Source organism: Halomonas sp. H5 (assembly GCF_050613175.1).
Classification (GTDB): domain Bacteria; phylum Pseudomonadota; class Gammaproteobacteria; order Pseudomonadales; family Halomonadaceae; genus Bisbaumannia; species Bisbaumannia salifodinae.
Window position 1 is genome coordinate 2,258,738 of the sequence record NZ_CP192510.1, and the last position, 18,270, is coordinate 2,277,007.

Sequence of the window (18,270 nt, forward strand, 5' to 3'; positions counted from 1 at the left end):
ACACAAGGAGCTGGCTTTAGCCGGCGATTCAACACAGGATCGCCTGCTGAAGCAGGCTCCTACCACCCTGGGGGCCTCTCCAGCCGAGTGGTCGCTGGCGTTAGCCGCGATCCGGCGCCTCGGCGATCGGATATTCCTCCCCATGCCGCCCCAACCGCGCCCGCAGGTGCTCCAGCCAGGAGAGCAGCGCCGGAATCACCAGCAGTACCAGCAGGGTCGAGAGCCCCAGGCCGAAGGCGATGGAGACCGCCATGGGAATCAGGAACTGGGCCTGCAGCGAGGTCTCGAAGAGCAGCGGCATCAGGCCGCCGATGGTGGTCAGGGAGGTGAGCAGTACCGCCCTCACCCGCTGCACCACCGCCTCGTTGAGGGCGGCGTCGATGGCCAGCCCCTGGCGGCGCTGCTGGCGATAGAAGGTCACCAGGATAATGGCGTTATTGACCACGATGCCGGAGAGCCCGAAGAGGCCAAACAACGACAGCACCGTGAGCTCGATGCCCAGCAGCCAGTGCCCCAGCACCCCGCCCACCAGGGCGAAGGGAATGATCGCCATCACGATCAGCGGCAGGCTCCAGGAGGCGAACACCCAGGCCAGTACCACATACATCAACCCCAGGCCGACGATCAGCCCGGTGCGCATATCGGCCAGGGTCTCGCGCTGGTCGGCGGCGCGTCCCTCGAAGCTGTAGGAGACATGGAAATCCCGGGCCAGGGCCGGCAGGGTCTCGCGGTCCAGGCTCTCCAGCACCTGCTGAGCGGAAGTGACGGCACCATCCAGCTCGGCCCCCACCGCCACCGCCAGGCGTCCATCGGCATGGCGCAGGGCCTCGAAGCCCTGGGCCGGTGACAGGCTCATCACCTGCGTCAGCGGCACCAGTCGCCCGTCCGGCACCCGGATGGCCAACCGCGACAGGGTCGCCAGGCGCTCGCGCTGTTCCCGGGGCAGCATCACCCGCACCTCCACTTCGTCGGCCCCCTGCTGATAGACCTGCACCACCTGGCCGTCGAAGGCCGTGCGCAGTTGGCGACCCAACTCGGCGGTGGTCAGGCCCAGGGCCTCGCCCTGAGCATTGACGCGATAGATCAGCTGTTCGCGGCCCCAGGGCATATCGTCCTCGGTGTCGAGCACCCCCGGCAGGCTGGCCAGCGCCTCGCGCAGCCGGTCGGCGGCGGCGCGCAGCGCGGTGGCCTCCTCCCCCACCAGGCGCACCTCCACGTCGCGCCCCGGCGGCCCGGCGGCCCGCTCGCTGATGGTCAGGGCCTCGAGGCCCGCCGGCAGGGTGATGCGCTGCCGCCAGGCGCGAATCAGCTCGCTGTTGCGCACCTCCCGATCGTCCGGGGAGATCAGCTCGATCATGATCGAGCCCAGCTCGTCGGCACGCCGCCCGGTGCCGCCGGCGCCCAGGCTGGCCCCATAGCGGGTCACCCGGGTGCGAACCAGCCCGCCGCCCAGCGCCGCTTCGGTCTCCTCCAGGGTCGCCTCGAGATGCTCGATAAAGCGCTCCATACGCGCCGCCTCGGTACCCGCCACGAAACTGGCGTTGGCATAGAGCACCGTGGGCTCCGGCGAGGGGAAGAAGGTGAAAGCGATGCGTCCCCCGGCCACCAGGCCGGCGATGACCAGGGTCACCGCCAGGGCCGAGGCCAGGGTGGCGCCCCGATGGCGCAGACTCAGCGCGGAGAGGCGCCGGAAGGGCCCCTCGCGGAAGGCCTGGAAGCGACGCTCGAAGCCCTGGCGCAGCCGCTCCAGGGCATGGCGTGGCGCCTCCCGTCGCGGGTCGAAGGCATGGCGCAGGTGAGCCGGCAGCACCACGAAGCACTCCACCAGGGAAGCGATCAACACGCAGATCATGATGATCGGAATGTCGCCGAGGATATTGCCGATCACCCCACCCACCATCAGCAGCGGCATAAAGGCCGCCACCGTGGTCAGCGACGAGGCCACCACCGGCCACAGCATGCGCCTGGCGGCCCCCTCCGAGGCGCTGCGCGGCGCCTCGCCCATGCGGTAGTGGGCATCGGCATCCTCGCCCACCACGATGGCGTCATCGACGATCACCCCCAGCGCCATGATCAGGGCGAACAGCGACATCATGTTGATGGAGCCGCCGATGCCCCAGAACACCAGCATGGCGGCCATAAAGGCGGTGGGAATGCCCACCGCCACCCAGGCGGCGACCCGCGCCGGCAGGAAGAAATAGAGCAGGAGTATCACCAGCACCAGGCCGCCCAGGCCATTGCCGATCAACAGCCAGATGCGCTCGGCGATCAGCTGCCAGCTCTGGTCATGCACCTCGAGGCGGGCCGAGGGCGGCAGGGTCGGACGCACCTCCTCCAGCCAGTCGTCGAGCACCCGGGCCGCGCTCAGCGAGTTCCCCGCCTCGGCCCGCTGCAGTTGCAGCTCCACGGCGGGCAGCCCCCGATGCGTCAGGCTCACCTGGCCGCGACGCGGCTCCTGACGCAGGATGGCGATGTCTCCCAGGCGCAGATGGACCCGATCGCCGCTGAGGATCGGCAGGCTCTCGAAGTCGCGGGCCGTACGACGCTGCTCCACGGCACGCAGCTCCCGGGCGCTGTCCTGTTGGGCCAGCAGCCCCGCCGGCAGGTCCCGGGACATGGCCTGGATACGCTCGGCGACCTGCGCCAGGGTCAGCCCCAGGGTCTGCAGTCGTTCGACGGGCACCTCGATGCTGATCTGCTGTTCGGCGACGCCCTCCAGCTCGACCCGGTCGATACCCCGCTGCAGCAGTTGGGTCTCGAAGCGCTGGGCCAGGATCCTGAGCTCGTCCTCGGCCAGGTCACCGTAGAGCAGCAGGCGGGCCACCGGCTCATGGCGGGCCAGGCGACTGACCCGGGGCCGCTCGGCCTCCGCCGGCAGGTGGGTGAAGCCCTCCACTTCCTGGCGCACATCATCCAGGGCCAGCACCGCATCGGTGCCCTCGACGAACTCCAGGGTAATGCTGGCCACCCCCTGGGTAGAGGTAGAAGTCATGCGCTTGAGGCCGTCGATGCTGCGCAGACGCTGCTCCAGGGGCAGGGTGATGCCCTGCTCCACGTCCTCCGCCGAGGCACCGCTCCACACCACCCGCACGCTGACCACGTCGAGGGCGAAGGTCGGGAAGAACTGGATATTCATCCGCGACAGCCCCAGCACGCCGCCCACCAGCATCACCAGCATTACCAGGTTGGCGGCCACCCGGTGATGGACGAAGAAGCCGATCACCCCACGCCGCTTGCTCACGCCTCCGGCTCCCCGGCCGCTTCGGCGACATCCACCCTGAGGCCCTGCATGGCATTGGGCAGATGGGTGATCATGATGCGCTGGCCATCGGCCAGGGCCTCGCCGGTCACCAGGGCCAGGCGCTCACCCTCGGCGCCCAGGGCCTCGCCCAGGCGTTCCACCGCCAGGCGCTCGAGGCGCCCCTCCTCCACCCGGTAGAGGCGATCGTTGCCGTGCAGGGCACTAAAGGGCAGCGCCAGGGCGCGGGGGTGAGCGGGACGCGCCAGGGTCACCGCCAGCAGACCGCCGGGGCGCAGCCCGGGAGCCGCCTCGCGCAACGCCAGGATCGCCTCGCTGCCGCTGGCATCGCCCTCGCCGGCGAAGCCCGCCAGGGCAAAGCGCGCGCCGTTCTCGGCCTCGGCCAGCAGCGTCTCGCCACGGGCCAGGGCCTCGATCAGCTCCGCCTCATGCTGCCGAGGCAGGCGCGCGCGCAGCTCCAGCCCCGTCTCCGGGTAGATCGACAGCAGGGCCGCCCCGCTGGCCACCCGCTCTCCCGGGGCCACCTGGACCTGGCTGACGATACCATCGAAGGGGGCGCTGACCCGGGCCCGCTCGGCATCCCGCCGGGTCGCCGCCAGGTTGGCTTGGGCCCGCGCCAGCCGCGCCTCCAGGCTGGCGCGGCGAGCGGGATGCTCGGCGATGGCGTTCTCGCGGGTGGTCAGGGTCAGACGGGCCCGGGCCAGGGCATCCTGGGCGGCATCCAGGTCGGCCCGGGAGCCCAGGTTGCGCTCCACCAGGCTGCGCGCCCGCTCCAGCTGGCGGGCGGCGTTATCGCGGATCTCCTGCTCCCTGGCCAGGGCGGCCCGGTCGCTGGCCAGGCGCAGCTGCTCGTTGGCCAACTGCGCCTCCAGGTCGGCCACCTCCGCCGCGGCCTGGGCCAGTAGCGGCGCGATATCCGCCTCGTCCAGGGCCACCAGCAACTCGCCCTCGGCGACCCGCTGCCCCTCGCGCACCGGCCGCTCGGCGATACGCGCCGGAAGCGAGGCGGTCAGGGTCACCCGCTGCGGCGCCACCAACTCGCCGAACAGCGGCAGGATCGGCGTCTGCTCGCCCAGTTGGACCTCCTGCACCTCGATGCGCCAGCTGCGCTCCTGGGCCGTGGCCGGCGGCGGCTCGGGGCGGGTCAGGCGCAACGCCACGAAGCCGGCGATACCGATCGCCAGGATCACCACGGGAAGGAGTCGCTTCACTATCATGGGCATGCCGCCGCAGTCGGAAACCAGGAGCAACTACTATACAACCCTTGGACAATATATCGATATAACAGCGCCCTTGCGGAAACTGGCATTTAAGGTTCTTCGCAGATCAGCGTGAAGCCACGACATGGCAGATCTCCGGCTTGCTGTTGTGGGAGCTTGGCTGTGCCGAGCGATTGGGCGACGAAGTCGCCCTTGGGTGCCAACCAGGATCGCCCTGCGGGCGATCAAGGCGCCTGGCGGCGCCAATCGCGCGGAATCCGCGCTCCCACGGAAACCGCGGTGGCAGCTTGAGGGGCGACATAGAATCTCCCACGATAGTATTCACGACAAAGTGCGAGGAACCGTATTTGGTCGGCCTCCACCGACATTTTTTGGTAATATTCACCGCCTTCATAAAAAACCATAAGCAAGATAATGACGCAGAGAACCTCGCCCCAAACGCCAGCGCTATTGCGCAGCTGGCTGAAATTCCTTGTTATTCTCACCCTGCTGACCCTGACGCTACGGCTGCTGGGCAGCGCCTGGATGGTCCCCGATGCCCTCTGGCCCCGCGCCTGGTGGTGGGGGCTGCGCTTCGACCTGGCGATCTCGGCCCTGCTCGCCGGCCTCACCGTGCTGGGCCTGTGGCTACCCACTCGCCTGGGCCTGACGCCACCCCGGCGCGGCTGGCTGGTGCCGGCCTGCGTGCTGCTGCTGGCCGCGCACCTGGGCGACTGGCTCTACTGGCAGGAGACCGGCCGCCATATCGGCTACGAGGCCGCCGAACTGTTCAACTCCGCCGGCAGCGCGGCCCAGATGCTGGCCCTGCACTGGCCCTGGCTGCTGGCCATCGCCGTCCTGACCCTGCTGATCTCGCTGCTGGCCTGGGTGCCGAGTGGCAAGCCGGGCCGCGGGCCGCGCCTCGAGCTGTCGCTGCTGGCGGTAGTCGCCCTTAGCGTGCTGCTGGTGCGGGGCAGTATCACCCAGCTACCCCAGGGCCCCCATGACGCCATGCGCCTGGCCGACGCCGGCGAGGCCACCGCCGCCCTGAACGGCGCCTATGCCGCCCTCTATGGCCTGCAGAGCGGCCACGACAGCCTGCGCCAGTTACCCATGGACTGGCTCGACAGCGACGCGGCCCGCGACGAAGTGGCGCGCCTCTATGCCGATCGCCAGCCCATGCCGTCCGCTACCACCGCGGAGCCCATCAATCTGATCGTGGTGCTGCTGGAGAGCTGGTCCAGCGCCCATATGCGGCCGCTGGACGACGGCACCCCGGTGACCCCGAATTTTGATGCCATCGCCGCCCAGGGCCTGGCCGGCCGCGAACTGGTCTCCGGGGGCATGCGCACCACCGAGGGCATGTTCGCCGTCTTCTGCAGCTACCAGAACCCCCTGGGCCAGACCCTGGCCAAGACCTCCCAGGCCCTGAACGACTACGATTGCCTGCCGCGCCGGCTGAGGGACGCCGGCTGGCGTACCGCCTTCTTCCAGGGCTCCCACGAGAACACCAGCGGCGTGGGCGCCTATGTCCAGTCGCTGGGCTTCGAGCGCAGCCAGGGCAAGGCCGATATCGACACGCGCCGCCATGACGAGAACGCCTGGGGCGTCTATGACGGCGACCTCTATCGCCATGTGCTGGCCACCCTGCCCTCCCTCGCCGAGCCGATGATGGTGGGCATCAATACCAACACCACCCACGATATCCAGCTTTATGAGGGAGCGCCGCGGCTGACCGCCGGCGAGACGCAACTCGATATAGAACGCAATGTACTTCACCTCGCGGATCAGGAGCTGGGCGACTTCGTCGCCGCCCTGGAGGCCAGGGACTGGCAACACCCCTGGGCGCTGCTGCTGGTCTCCGACCACACCGCCCGGGTCCAGGGCAGCGCCCTGGAGCGCGCCCAACTGCCCTTCGCCCTCTATATGCCGGAGCGGGTCGCCCCCGGCGAGCCCGGGCGCATCGCCCACCAGCGCGACCTGGCCCCGACCCTGGCCGAGCTGCTGGGCATGCCGCTGCCCCACGCCATGGGGTATTCGCTGTTCGATGATGGGGCACCGCAGGTCGCCGACTTCTTCCTCAACGGCGCCCTGCACTGGTTCGACGGCGAGGATCGCCTGCTGGAGATCCCCCTGGCCGACCCGGACCAGGCCCGCTGCCACGACTGGCGAACGTCACCAGGGCTGGAGAACCCCCTGCCCTGTGGCGAGGCAGAGCGTGCGGCCCTGCGCCAGGCCTATGGCCTGACCCAACAGGCCCAGGCACGGCTGTTCGCCGGCGAGGCCCTGGCACTGGTGCCCTGACGGGCCCCATCGCCGAAGCGTCGGGCCGCCGAAGCGTCAGACCGCCGAGGCGTCGGACCGGGCTAAAGCCAGCTTCCTCGTGGGCGGAGGCTGGCATTCTGGTCACGAGTCACCAAGATGGCTGTCCTCGCTCAAGGCCAGCCCCGCCTCCCGTTCGATCGCGTCCAATACCTCATCGGGTACCTGATAACGAAATTGTTTGCGGCGGTTTTTGGACAGGCGCCCACCATGACTCAGGCACATCATGGTCAGCCTGGCCAGATCACTGCCACGAACATCAAAACGCGAGTCGATGGCGCGATAGACTCGATCGAAACAGGCCAGATACGCCGCCTCTTCCTTGAGGTCTTTATCGAGCGCCGCCTGTGCCATCCTGAGCGTGAAAGCGACTGCTGGGGTCGCGTCCCAGTAGCGATAGAGGGCTTCACTGCCAGTGAAGACGAAATCATGATGATCGGCGTCGATCCAGTCGACTCGCCAATGCTCACGCGCAGGCTTCGAGAAGGCCTCGAGAGCCGCCAGGTAATCCGCCTCATGGCGCTTCATGGCAACGGAAATGGGCAGCAAATTGCCCCGCGGCAACTCCCCCAATCGACACAGGGTGTGATGAAGCAGGAAGCGTGAGATACGCCCATTGCCATCCATAAAGGGGTGTAAAAACACGAAACCAAATGAGAGCACTGCCCCAGCGACCAATGCCGGGACGCCTTCATCATGAGCGCTTGCCCCGGTTTCAGGAAGCGCATTGGCCCAGACCATCAGCGCTTCCATCAATGCATCGCACAACCCGGGCGGCGGGGGAAGGTAGCTAACGCCCAAGGCTCCCGGCAAGCCATTATGCAGGTAGTTCTGTTCATGCCGGAAGGCCGCTGCCTTGTCGAAGGGGTTGTTGACCGTGCTGTTCTGTAATTCAACGAGGTAGCTCTCATCCAGGGCCCTGCCTTCATGGGCCTGACGCAGCAACTGCATAAAACGCTGTTGTTTGTCTGGCGAGGGCGACTCGCGCTCGATAGCGAAGGACGACTGGGTTTCGCTCAGATAGGCCCATTGAATGGCACGATCCAGCATTCCCGGCGGCAACGAAGCCATGAACGCCCTGGCCTTGGCCAGGATCTCGGCCTCGAGCAGGGCCTGGATCTCCGGCGTGCGGCGTACCACGGCGCAATAATGCAGGCTTCCCAGGCCATTGAAGTCGACACGCCAGCGACTGTCGCGCACGGCAGGCCCCGTGACATAGTGACCAGGGTCAAACAGTGGCACGACGCGTCCCCGGATCGGCGGATCAAACGGTAACCTCGCCACGAAGGCCTCGTAGAGATAGCCCAGCCGACGCAGATAGATACCATTTGGCGCGGCTTGTATCGCCTCGATCAGGCCCTCGGGCGACAACTGGGGCAGGGTCTCGGCGAGAATCGCCAGCTCGACCCCCTCATGCTTCAGCGCAAACAGCAGGTGCGAGAGCAAGTCCCCCGCCGGCGCCCGCTCCATGGGGACCGCCAGCTCCTCTTCCAGCGCTACGATTCGCGTCACTGGGCGCACCCGTGCAGGACGTACCGGCGGAGAAACCCCCAGTCGTAATCGCTCATGCAGATAGGCATAGCCTACGGCTTCCATCGCCACCGCTCCTGCCTCGGAATATTTCGTTCACTTCACCAAGATAATTTTAACTTGGCAACAACCTTGGCATTTTTTCTTAACTCGGCGCACAATATCCCCCAAAGCGGATATTGTGCTATTATCCCTGATAGAGGATATATCACCCATTATCCGCCATGAGGGATAACGATGAAGATCACCTCGCCGGAAATGCTGGCCCAATCCCTGAGAAATGCGCGGCGGGATCGCCACCTGACCCAGCAGGCAACCGCCGAGCTGGTCGGCATCAAGCAGGCGACGGTGTCCAGCATCGAGAATCATCCCGAGCGAAGCCGTATCGAGACCCTGTTCAAACTGCTCTCGGCCCTCGAGCTTGAGCTGCACCTCAGCGAACGCGCCTCGGCAGACGACGCCACGTCGAACGATCATTCCTGGGACCAGGAGTGGTAGGCCATGGCTAGGCTTATCGTGGCGCTCAATGGCATCGAAGTCGGCGTACTGTCACTGTCGCAGACCGGCGCCATGGCATTCGAATACCTCGCGGAGTGGGTCAATCGCCCCGGGGCTCGCGCCATCTCCTTGTCGCTCCCCCTGACGACAACGCCCTATCGTGGCTCGGTTGTCTATAACTTCTTCGATAACTTGCTGCCGGATGCCGAGGCAATTCGCGCCAGGATGCAGGCACGTTTCGGGATCGCGACGCGACATCCCTTCGACCTGTTGGCTAGCATAGGTCGCGATTGCATCGGGGCCATCCAGTTGTACCCCGAGGGCCAGGTCATTCCCGACGTCAAGACCCTCACCGCCGAGCCCTTGGACGATCACGCCATCGAGGCCTTGCTGGCCGGTTATCAGGATGCCCCCCTGGGCATGGCTCGGGATGCGGATTTCCGCATTTCCCTGGCTGGTGCCCAGGAGAAGACCGCCCTGCTCTGGCATCAGGGCAGGTGGCAGCGTCCTGCCGGGAGCACGCCCACCAGCCATATCCTCAAGCTGCCGATCGGGTTTCTCGAGCACAGCAATATCGATCTTCGCCAGAGCGGCGAGAATGAGTGGCTTTGCCTCCGGCTCCTTGAGGCCTTCGGACTCCCCGTCGCCCGGGCGGAGCTGGCGAGTTTCGGGGCACAACGAACCCTCGTGGTCCAGCGCTTCGATCGACGCTGGTCGCAAGACGGCTCCTGGTTGATGCGCCTGCCCCAGGAAGACATCTGCCAGGCGCTGGGAGTCGCCCCCGCGCTGAAGTACGAAAGCGATGGCGGGCCCGGCATCGAGGCCGTCATGAAATTGCTGCTCGGCTCGCAGCAAGCACGCCAGGACCGGGAGGCTTTCTTCAAGACCCAGGTCATCTTCTGGCTATTGGCAGCCATCGATGGCCATGCCAAGAACTTCAGCCTTTTCCTCGAGCCCGGCAGCGCCTATCGCATGACGCCACTCTACGACGTGATCTCCGCGCACCCCCTGATGGCGCAAGGGAGCATCGCCGCCGAAAGAGCCAAGATGGCCATGGCCTTGAAAGGCAAGAATCGCCATTACCGCTGGGCCAGGATGGCACCGCGGCACTTCCTCAGCACCGCCCGCCAAGTTGGCTTCTCGACCGACCGGGCATCGGCCATCCTGCAGGAAGTTACCGAACGCACCGAGCCGGTCATTGCCGAAGTGGCCAACCAACTGCCCGAGGAGTTTCCCGCAGCCATCAGTGAGCCAATTTTCGAGGGCATGCGGCAACAGGCCACCAAGATCGCTCATCGCTAATCGCCAGCTAAAGCTAGCTCCTACGGGCTGCGGGTTGCCCCTGGTGTTGTAGGAGCCTGCTTCAGCAGCGGTCCGACGTCTCGGCGATGGAGGAATCGCCGGCTAAAGTCAGCTCCCACAGGGTGGGTAAGGCCACTGGGGTGATAGGAGTCTGCTTCAGCAGCGGTCCGACGTCTCGGCGATGGAGGAATCGCCCTGGCTAAAGCCAGCTCCCACAGGGTGGGTAAGGCCACTGGGGTGGTAGGAGCTTGCTTCACAGCAGTCCGACGTATCGGCGCTGATAGGGAGCGGCCAATTCAAGGAGCCAGCCATGGCCCGAGGTCACGCCAGCAATGCGGGAATCCCGGTAGGCATCAGCGAACGCTTTATCGCCGGCCACCGCCACCTGCGCGGTTTTATCCTGATAAAGGGCTCACCCAGCTGCGGCCTGGAGCGGGTCAAGGTCTACCACTTCAATGGCATGCCCAGCCATGCCGACTCCGGTGCCTTCGTGCACGCCCTGAAGCGGCACTTCCCGGAGCTTCCCCTGGAAGAAGAAGCCCGTCTCAACGACCCAGAACTTTATCACCCGGGTCTACGCCTTCGACGACTGGAAGCGCCAGGTGGAGGCCGAGCCGAGCTACCACACCCTGCTGCGGTTCCATACCGCCAGGACCTGCTGCTGGCCATCGAGGAGTATCGCCTGGGTCACGTCAACCTAGTGGTGCCGCTGCGGCTGCTCACCCACTACGTCAAACGCCACGGCTCCGACTATATCCGCGCCCAGACCTACCTGAACCCGCACCCTTATGAGCTGGGGCTGCGCAATACCATCTAAAGCCACTGGGCTACGAACGAGTGCCTTGCTCCCCACCGCCGCAGGCCAGCCGGGCCCTATGCCGCCCATCGGTATGTATCCCGCTAACGTCGCCGTCCGATGGAGTAATAGATAAACCCCCGCTTCGCCATGCGGCCGGGATCATACAGGTTGCGGCCATCGAAGATGGTGGGCTCACCGAGCTGCTGCTTGATCAGGTCGAAATCCGGGGCGCGGAAGCTCTGCCACTCGGTAACGATCAACAGGGCGTCGGCCCCCTTCAGGGCGGCCTCCTTGGTGCCACACAGGGTCAGCTCATCACGGCTACCGTAGAGCCGCTGGGTCTCGTCCATGGCCTCGGGATCATAGGCCTGTACCCGCGCCCCGGCTTCCCATAGCGCCTCCATCAGCACCCGGCTGGGCGCCTCGCGCATGTCATCGGTATTGGGCTTGAAGGCGAGCCCCCAAAGGGCGAAGGTTCGGCCGGCCAGTTCGCCCCCGAAGTGTTCTCGAATCTTGGTCAGCAGGGCGGTTTTCTGCTCGGTATTACGGGCTTCCACCGCCTTGAGCACCTTGCTGTCGAAGCCGATGCCCTCGGCGGTGCGAATCAGCGCCTGCACGTCCTTGGGAAAGCAGGAGCCACCGTAACCCACGCCGGGATAGATAAAGTGGTAACCGATGCGCGGATCCGAGCCGATGCCCTGGCGCACCGCCTCGATATCCGCCCCCAGGCGCTCGGCCAGGTTGGCCATCTCGTTGATAAAGCTGATCTTGGTGGCCAACAGTCCGTTGGCGGCATATTTGGTCAGCTCGGCGCTGCGCGGGTCCATCACCATGATCTTCTCGTGGCGACGACAGAAAGGCGCATAGAGTTCGCACATGGCCTCGACGCTGCGCTCGCAGCCGGCGCCGATGATGATGCGATCCGGGCCTTGGAAGTCGGCGATGGCGTGCCCCTCCTTGAGGAACTCCGGATTGGAGACCACGTCGAAGCTCAGCTCCGCCCTGCCCCGCCGCGCCAGCACTTCGGCCACACGCTCACGCACCTGGTCGGCGGTGCCCACCGGCACGGTGGACTTATTCACGATGATACGGTGAGCCTCCATATGCTCGGCGATGGTCTCCGCCACCTGGAGCACATACCGCAGGTCGGCGCTGCCATCCTCATCCGGCGGCGTGCCCACGGCAATAAATTGAATATCACCATGGGCGCTGCCACGCCGTGTCTCACTGGTGAAGTGCAGCAGCCCCGACGACAGCCCGTCCCGCAACAGTGGCTCCAGCCCAGGCTCGAACAGGCAAGGAATGCCATCCCGCAAGCGCGCGACCCGGTCGGCATCGATATCGACGCAGACGACCTCATGCCCGACATTGGCCAGGCAAACGGCCGTCACCAGGCCCACATAACCGGCCCCATATACCGTCACTTTCATCGCGTCACTCCCTCACCTCAAGGCGGTTTCAGGAGTCACGCTAAGAAGCCACGATGACAGTGGCGTGACGAATCAGTAGATTGCCTGGTCCTCGATACCCCGCTCGACGAACATCACGCCAGCCCTGCGCTTCCTTTCCAGCATTTCCAGGGACTCCTGGCTGACGCTTCTCTCCTGGTGATACATATGGAACAGGCAGGCCCGGCCCCTCACCGGACGGGAAGTAATGCCATAGCGTTGTAGCCGCCACTCGAGATCCGATTCCTCGAAGCCATAACCTTCGAAGTCGCGATCGAAGCCATTGACGCCGATAAGATCCTGCCGCCAGACACCGAAATTGGCGCCCAGCAACGCCTGGGGCTTTCGGCTCCAGAGCCGCGCCAGCCAACTCGGCGGGCGAAACGCCACCTCGGCCCGCTTCAGGCCATCCTTGCGGGCCTGGGCCACGAGGAAGCAGAAACGGTTCAGCCGAGCGACCTCGACATCGCCGGAAAGCAGCCGATCGGTCAGCGACGACTTCAAGTCGACACGTCGCCCGGCCACATAATGCCCGGGCTTCGCCCGTGCCTTGTGATCGGCGACGAAGTGAGCCGAGGGAATGCAGTCATTGTCCGTCATAACGAGATAATCCGCGGTCGACGAGGCAATGGCCGCATTGACGACCCTGGCCTTGCGGAACCCTGCGTCTTCCTGCCAGACATGCCGGACGCTCAGCCCCTTGTCCGCAAACTTATCGACCAACGCCTTGATCTCGGATCCCGAGCCATCATCGGCCACGCACAGGGAAAAATCCCTGTCTTTCTGCAGGAGGTAACCTTCCAGCACCAGGCGCATGACGGCCTCATTGTTGTAAGCCGCCATGATGATCTCTAACTTCATTCCGCCCCCTGAACTAGCGTGAATCATCACCACGGCAGCGCCAACGTGCGGCCGCCACCAGCAGGCTCAGGGTCACCAGCCCCAGTGCCAACCAACCGAGCGAGGTCACCAGGTCATAAAAGCCCGTTGGCGGCGTCCTGGGGCTCGCCTCCATGCCACGCTCGGCCAGCTTGAAGCCGCCGAACAACAGCAACGACAACAGGGTCAGCGGCCAGACCGAGGAGCCCAGCCGCGCCAGGAACCGCATTAGTTGCCCTGGCTCGCGGGGCGCCTTGGTGCGGCGGCCCTGGGCGGCTGGCTTGGCCTTGGCTGCGGCGCGTTTACGCGGGCTGGCCGCCGATGGCTTCGCGCCCCGGCGTTCCGCGCGCCCGCCCAACATCCAACGCCCGACTCGATGCAGTAACCAGCCGGCGCTGAACAGCACCGACAGCGCCAGGCTACCCATGACCACGAAATAAAGCATGGTGACTATGTCTGCTCCGACGGAGTGGACTCCGCCCCATCGGTTAACGCCAGGAACTGGGGCAGCACGGTGGCTTCCTCGAAACGTTCGACGAAGGAGGCATCGATAGCCAGCGGCTCGGCCAAGGCTTCGCGAATCTTCTCGGCCAGGCTGGCGGGATCATGCGCGGCGATAAGACGGCGCTGCTCGCCGTCCAGTACCTCGCGGATTCCCCCCGGCACATCGGTGGCCACGCACTGGGTTCCCAGCCCCAAGGCCTCGATCAGCACCAACCCCAGCCCCTCGAAGTTCGAACTCAGCACGAAGGCGCTGGCCCGGGCCACCCAGGGATAGGGATTACTCTGCCGCCCAAGGAAATGCACGTGATCCCGAAGGCCCAAGCGCTCGACCTGGGCCTCCAGGCGCCCTCGCTCCGAGCCATCGCCGACGATCACCAGCGGCGCCACCACCCCCTGTTCTCGCGCCAGATGGTAGGCCTCGATCAGGACCCGTTGCCCCTTCTCGGGCACCAGACGCGCCACATGCACCAGGTAGGGTCGATCAAAAGCCGGGACCGGCGGCTCCTCGCCTAATCGACGAATCTCATCGATGGGTACCGCGTTATAGATGACCCTGAGGTCGGCGAGCGTCACGCCATAATCTTCCAAGTGATGACGTAACCCATCGGCAATACCCTGGGAAACGCAGATGACCCGTTTGCCTTCGAACAGCTTTTTCGTCAGCCAGCGGCTCTCGCGCTCCCGGTTCTCATAGACCCCCGTGACCGCCTCGACCATCTGCCAGCAACGCGGATCACGATAACTCCAGAGTAGCTCGAACGCCCCCTGCCCCCGGATCAGGATCAGGTCAAAGCGGCCATCGACGGCCTCCAATTGATGCAGAAAGTCCTTGAATCGGCGACTGGTCACGATCCCCGGCCAGAGAAAGCCGGAACCGGGAACGATAAAGCGCAGCAAGGCACGACTCAGGGCATAGTAGGCCAGCCCCAGTGGCGTCTTGCGTGACTCCCGTTCGAGGTTGCGGCAGTGCACCCGGATTCCTGGATCGAGTTCCAGCTCGGGCTGTCCCTTGAAGATCAGCAGATGGACCTCGTGCCCGTCACGGGCCATGGCATTGGCCAAGGCGACGGTCGCCTTCTCGATGCCCCCCATGCCGAGACGACGCAATACCATCAGAATGCGCTTGGGACTATCGCTCAATGGAGCTCCTTAGGTTCTTGACGGATCAAAGGCTGGCTCACCGGTTTGCCAGCGCCAGATATGGGTGACGATCCCACCGAGGATGATATTGAACAGGAAGACACCTGTCCAAAAGGCCATAAAGGACTCGAACAGATTGATGATGAACCAGAAAATGGAGAAACCCAGGAAGAAGAGTGCCATGTCGCCCGGCATCACGCCGGCTCGCCAGGCGCGATAGCTTCCCCATAGCAACCAGAGGCTAAGGGCGAGGAACAGCAGCCCACCCAGGAGCCCATAACTCACCAAGATCTCCAGGATGCTGTTATGGAGATGCCCAAACCGCGATCGGATTGTCTCGGGCAGCCACTCGGTCTGCTGAACCACCAGGGTCCTGGCATTCTCTCCCCAGCCCACCAAGGGGCGTTCGGCGATCCACTCCGTGGCCGCCACCCAGGTGTGGATGCGTATTCCGGCACTGGTATAGGGAACCTCATCAACCTCGCCATCCATCAGCGAACCGATCACCTGGCGCTCGCTTGCCAGGCGCTTCGCCACCGTCTCCTCGAAGCCCGCGCCGATCATGGCGGTAACCCCCAGCCCCACTACCAGCAGCGCGACCATACGCCAGGGCGAGCGGCCTCGTTGCCAGGCCCGATACCACCACACCAACCAGGCAACTAGCATACCAATCAGGCCAAACGCGACACCCAGCCAGGCGGCACGGGTCTGGGTGAAGATCAGCCCCAAGGCACAGGCCAGGCCACAGGCCACCCATAGTCCCACCCGCAGCCAGCGCCATGGCCCCGGTTTCATCAAGCGCCCCGCGAAGGCCAGCAGGCCCAATACCCCGGCCCCGAAGTACATGGCGGCATGCTGGGCATTGTAGATAGCGAAGCCGACCCGGCGACCACCGAAGCCAAGGAGCCAGTCCTGGCGCGCCTCCACCGTTATTAAAGTAGCGGCCAGCACCCCGAGCAACGCCAACCCCCAGACCCTCAGGGTGTAGCGGGTATCTCCGGCCAGCCACCAGGCGATGGCGATAAAAGCGAACAGCTTGGCCAACCGGTCCAGCTTGGGGTTACCGGGCATCCACTCCGGATGATGCAGCATGCCCAGCCCCCAGCTCAGCAATTGCACCAGAACGGCCGCCAGCAACAACCACAGCGGGGCACTGCTGCGAACGGCTTTTCCCCACCGAAGCACGGCGAATAACCCCACCAGCGCCAATAGCGTACCGGAGAGTTCGCCCAGGGAAGGCAGCACCAGTCGGGTAACGGCATGAATCCCCAAGGTCAATAGGCCAAACCACCATAAGAGGGTCGGACAGCCCCAGGCGGGGCGTGAAGGGGGGAGGCTAGGAAGCTTCATTGTGGATCACCTGGGGCCAGAAACAAGGATGCCCGGCACCAGGCCGGGCATCGCAAGGCATTCTACCGAAGCGCTCAGGACTTGGCCACGGCGGCGATCAACGGCCTCTCCGTCGACGACAGCAGATCGCATAGCTCACCGCTATGTTGGAAGCCACTGACGCCGCGCTTGAGGGCTTCACAGGCGCGCTCGCTTTCCAGCTCACGCTCGGCCTGACGCAGCTCCTCGAGCAGTTCCTCCAATACCTGGCGGGGTAGCCGCTCCTCCTCGGCCCGCAGGATCTTGGGATGTGGGGTGCCGATCACGTTGTCGCCGATTAATAACTCCTCGTAGAGCTTCTCCCCGGGGCGCAGGCCGTTGAAGACGATCTCGATATCCCCGTCAGGGTGCTTGTCGTCCTTCACCTCCAGGCCGGTAAGCTGGATCATCCGCCGCGCCAGGTCGTGGATCTTCACCGGCTCGCCCATATCCAGCACGAAGACATCCCCCCCCTCGGCCATGGAGCCGGCCTGGATCACCAGCAGGGCGGCCTCGGGGATGGTCATGAAGTAGCGGGTAATCTCGGGGTGGGTCACCGTGACCGGCCCCCCCTCGGCGATCTGCCGGCGGAACAGCGGCACCACCGAGCCGCTGGAGCCCAGCACATTGCCGAAGCGCACCATGGAGAAGATCGTCTCGCCGTCGCGGGTCGCCAGGTCCTGCAGCACCAGCTCCGCCATGCGCTTGGTGGCCCCCATCACATTGGTGGGCCGCACGGCCTTGTCGGTGGAGATCAGCACGCAGCGCTCGACGCCCAGCGCCGCGGCGCTCTCCGCCACCACCCGGGTGCCATGCACGTTGTTGCGCACCCCTTCCAGCACATTGTGCTCGACGATGGGCACATGCTTGTAAGCCGCCGCATGATAGAGAGTCTGCACCCCATAGCGGCGCATCACCGCCTCGACGCGGCTACGGTCGCAGACGCTGCCCAGCAGGGCATAGATAGGGAAATCCTCCCGCATCTCGTCCTTGAGGGTCTCCAGCTCCTGGTCGATGGCGTAGAGGCCATACTCGCTGATCTCGAACAGCACCAGGGCTTTGGGCCCGCCCCGCATCACCTGGCGACACAGCTCGCTGCCGATGGAGCCGCCGGCCCCGGTGACCATCACCACCTTGCCGCGGATGCTGGTATCGAGCAACTCCTCCCGGGGCGGCACCGGATCACGCCCCAGCAGGTCCTCCAGCTCCACCTCGCGCAGTTGGTCGACACTCGCCTCACCGGAAACGATCTCCGGCATGGAGGGCACCGTCTGCACATGGACGGCGACATCGGCCAGCTTGTCCAGGGCCTGCTTGCGCTGGGACTTGCTGGCGGTGGGCATAGCCAGCAGCACCCGGGTAACGCCTAGCTGCTCGGCCACCGGCGCGAAGGTCTCCGGGTTGTACACCCGTATGCCCTTGATGGTGCTTTCCCACAGGCTCGGCTCGTCATCGAGGAAGGCAGCGATATAGAACTCACGGCTATTGGACAGCGCCAGGGCGAGCTGCGCCCCCGCCCCACCGGCGCCATAGATGGCCACGGCCTCCTTCTGGGTATAATGCTTGATCAGCCACTGGTAGTAGCTACGCACCAGCACCCGGGTGCCGCCCACATACACCAGGGTGACCAGGGCAAAGTTCACCGGGATCGAGCGTGGGAACTGCTGCCACTGGTAGAAGAAGGCCGCCGCCCACATTATCAAGGCCAGCAATACCGACCCCTTGACCACCGCCCATAGCGCCTGGGGCCCCATAAAGCGCACCACCGCCCGGTAGAGCCCCAGCCGGGCGAAGATAAAGACCCCCACCGGTGACACCACCAGAAAGAGCCACCAGAAGGGCTCGATATAGCGCTCCGGCCACCACTCGGCAAAGCGCAACGCGTAGGCTGACCACAGGGCCAACGGCAAGGCGACCAGATCCGCGCCCACCATGATCAGCCGCTTCTTGCCCCGGCTAAGCTGAGCAACGGAGCGGTGCATGCGTCCTGGTTGATTCATCACAACATCCTATTTAATGCGT

13 protein-coding genes are annotated in these 18,270 nt (G+C 65.3%); 4 read left to right on the top strand and 9 right to left on the bottom strand.

The annotated features are described in order from the left end of the window. Positions 1–100: 100 nt before the first annotated feature. Both ACQ1W9_RS10605 and ACQ1W9_RS10610 read right to left on the bottom strand, forming a co-directional pair. Positions 101–3,241, bottom strand: a complete 3,141-nt coding sequence (locus tag ACQ1W9_RS10605; protein ID WP_431023341.1) for an efflux RND transporter permease subunit — start codon at positions 3,239–3,241, stop codon at positions 101–103. Continuing rightward, entirely contained in the window at positions 3,238–4,476 is a 1,239-nt protein-coding gene (locus ACQ1W9_RS10610; protein WP_431023342.1) for an efflux RND transporter periplasmic adaptor subunit, read from the bottom strand. The genes ACQ1W9_RS10605 and ACQ1W9_RS10610 overlap by 4 nt, the downstream gene beginning before the upstream one ends. 417 nt (positions 4,477–4,893) lie before the next feature. On the opposite strand from ACQ1W9_RS10610, the gene ACQ1W9_RS10615 reads away from it, so the two are divergent. Next, positions 4,894–6,762, top strand: coding sequence for an LTA synthase family protein (locus ACQ1W9_RS10615; protein ID WP_431023343.1), 1,869 nt, complete (start codon positions 4,894–4,896; stop codon positions 6,760–6,762). Positions 6,763–6,864: 102 nt separating this feature from the next. On the opposite strand, the gene ACQ1W9_RS10620 is transcribed toward ACQ1W9_RS10615, so the two are convergent. Then, a complete protein-coding gene (locus ACQ1W9_RS10620; RefSeq protein WP_431023344.1) occupies positions 6,865–8,376 on the bottom strand; it encodes a Fic family protein in 1,512 nt (503 codons plus the stop codon). A 171-nt stretch (positions 8,377–8,547) separates the two neighbouring features. On the opposite strand from ACQ1W9_RS10620, the gene ACQ1W9_RS10625 reads away from it, so the two are divergent. The 3 genes from ACQ1W9_RS10625 (at position 8,548) to ACQ1W9_RS10635 (ending at position 10,927) form a co-directional block, all read left to right on the top strand. Continuing rightward, positions 8,548–8,808, top strand: a complete 261-nt coding sequence (locus tag ACQ1W9_RS10625) for a helix-turn-helix domain-containing protein (RefSeq protein ID WP_346060510.1) — start codon at positions 8,548–8,550, stop codon at positions 8,806–8,808. Between the two features lie 3 nt (positions 8,809–8,811). After that, complete coding sequence (locus tag ACQ1W9_RS10630; RefSeq protein ID WP_431023345.1) at positions 8,812–10,110, top strand: type II toxin-antitoxin system HipA family toxin; 1,299 nt, start codon at positions 8,812–8,814, stop codon at positions 10,108–10,110. A gap of 310 nt (positions 10,111–10,420) precedes the next feature. After that, positions 10,421–10,927, top strand: coding sequence for a DUF1722 domain-containing protein (locus ACQ1W9_RS10635; protein ID WP_431023346.1), 507 nt, complete (start codon positions 10,421–10,423; stop codon positions 10,925–10,927). Positions 10,928–11,010: 83 nt separating this feature from the next. On the opposite strand, the gene ACQ1W9_RS10640 is transcribed toward ACQ1W9_RS10635, so the two are convergent. The 6 genes from ACQ1W9_RS10640 to ACQ1W9_RS10665 all read right to left on the bottom strand — a co-directional run bounded on the left by ACQ1W9_RS10640 (position 11,011) and on the right by ACQ1W9_RS10665 (position 18,248). Then, on the bottom strand, positions 11,011–12,339 hold the full coding sequence (locus tag ACQ1W9_RS10640) for a UDP-glucose dehydrogenase family protein (RefSeq protein WP_431023347.1): 1,329 nt from the start codon (positions 12,337–12,339) through the stop codon (positions 11,011–11,013). Positions 12,340–12,411: 72 nt separating this feature from the next. Then, positions 12,412–13,218, bottom strand: a complete 807-nt coding sequence (locus tag ACQ1W9_RS10645; protein WP_431023348.1) for a glycosyltransferase — start codon at positions 13,216–13,218, stop codon at positions 12,412–12,414. 13 nt (positions 13,219–13,231) lie between these two features. Continuing rightward, positions 13,232–13,681, bottom strand: a complete 450-nt coding sequence (locus tag ACQ1W9_RS10650; protein ID WP_431023349.1) for a hypothetical protein — start codon at positions 13,679–13,681, stop codon at positions 13,232–13,234. 5 nt (positions 13,682–13,686) lie between these two features. Then, positions 13,687–14,880, bottom strand: coding sequence for a glycosyltransferase (locus tag ACQ1W9_RS10655; protein ID WP_431023350.1), 1,194 nt, complete (start codon positions 14,878–14,880; stop codon positions 13,687–13,689). Between the two features lie 9 nt (positions 14,881–14,889). Next, positions 14,890–16,158: an O-antigen ligase family protein gene (locus ACQ1W9_RS10660; RefSeq protein ID WP_431023351.1), complete on the bottom strand. Its 1,269-nt coding sequence runs from the start codon at positions 16,156–16,158 to the stop codon at positions 14,890–14,892. A gap of 146 nt (positions 16,159–16,304) precedes the next feature. Continuing rightward, a complete protein-coding gene (locus tag ACQ1W9_RS10665; RefSeq protein WP_431023352.1) occupies positions 16,305–18,248 on the bottom strand; it encodes a polysaccharide biosynthesis protein in 1,944 nt (647 codons plus the stop codon). Between the last annotated feature and the right edge of the window lie 22 nt (positions 18,249–18,270).

Excerpts from the sequence above, each read along its gene's own strand:
- ACQ1W9_RS10610 (WP_431023342.1), bottom strand. The coding sequence starts at position 4,476 with ATGATAGTGAAGCGACTCCTTCCCGTGGTGATCCTGGCGATCGGTATC.
- ACQ1W9_RS10615 (WP_431023343.1), top strand. The coding sequence starts at position 4,894 with ATGACGCAGAGAACCTCGCCCCAAACGCCAGCGCTATTGCGCAGCTGG.
- ACQ1W9_RS10620 (WP_431023344.1), bottom strand. The coding sequence starts at position 8,376 with ATGGAAGCCGTAGGCTATGCCTATCTGCATGAGCGATTACGACTGGGG.
- ACQ1W9_RS10625 (WP_346060510.1), top strand. The coding sequence starts at position 8,548 with ATGAAGATCACCTCGCCGGAAATGCTGGCCCAATCCCTGAGAAATGCG.
- ACQ1W9_RS10630 (WP_431023345.1), top strand. The coding sequence starts at position 8,812 with ATGGCTAGGCTTATCGTGGCGCTCAATGGCATCGAAGTCGGCGTACTG.
- ACQ1W9_RS10635 (WP_431023346.1), top strand. The coding sequence starts at position 10,421 with ATGGCCCGAGGTCACGCCAGCAATGCGGGAATCCCGGTAGGCATCAGC.
- ACQ1W9_RS10640 (WP_431023347.1), bottom strand. The coding sequence starts at position 12,339 with ATGAAAGTGACGGTATATGGGGCCGGTTATGTGGGCCTGGTGACGGCC.
- ACQ1W9_RS10645 (WP_431023348.1), bottom strand. The coding sequence starts at position 13,218 with ATGAAGTTAGAGATCATCATGGCGGCTTACAACAATGAGGCCGTCATG.
- ACQ1W9_RS10650 (WP_431023349.1), bottom strand. The coding sequence starts at position 13,681 with ATGCTTTATTTCGTGGTCATGGGTAGCCTGGCGCTGTCGGTGCTGTTC.
- ACQ1W9_RS10665 (WP_431023352.1), bottom strand. The coding sequence starts at position 18,248 with ATGAATCAACCAGGACGCATGCACCGCTCCGTTGCTCAGCTTAGCCGG.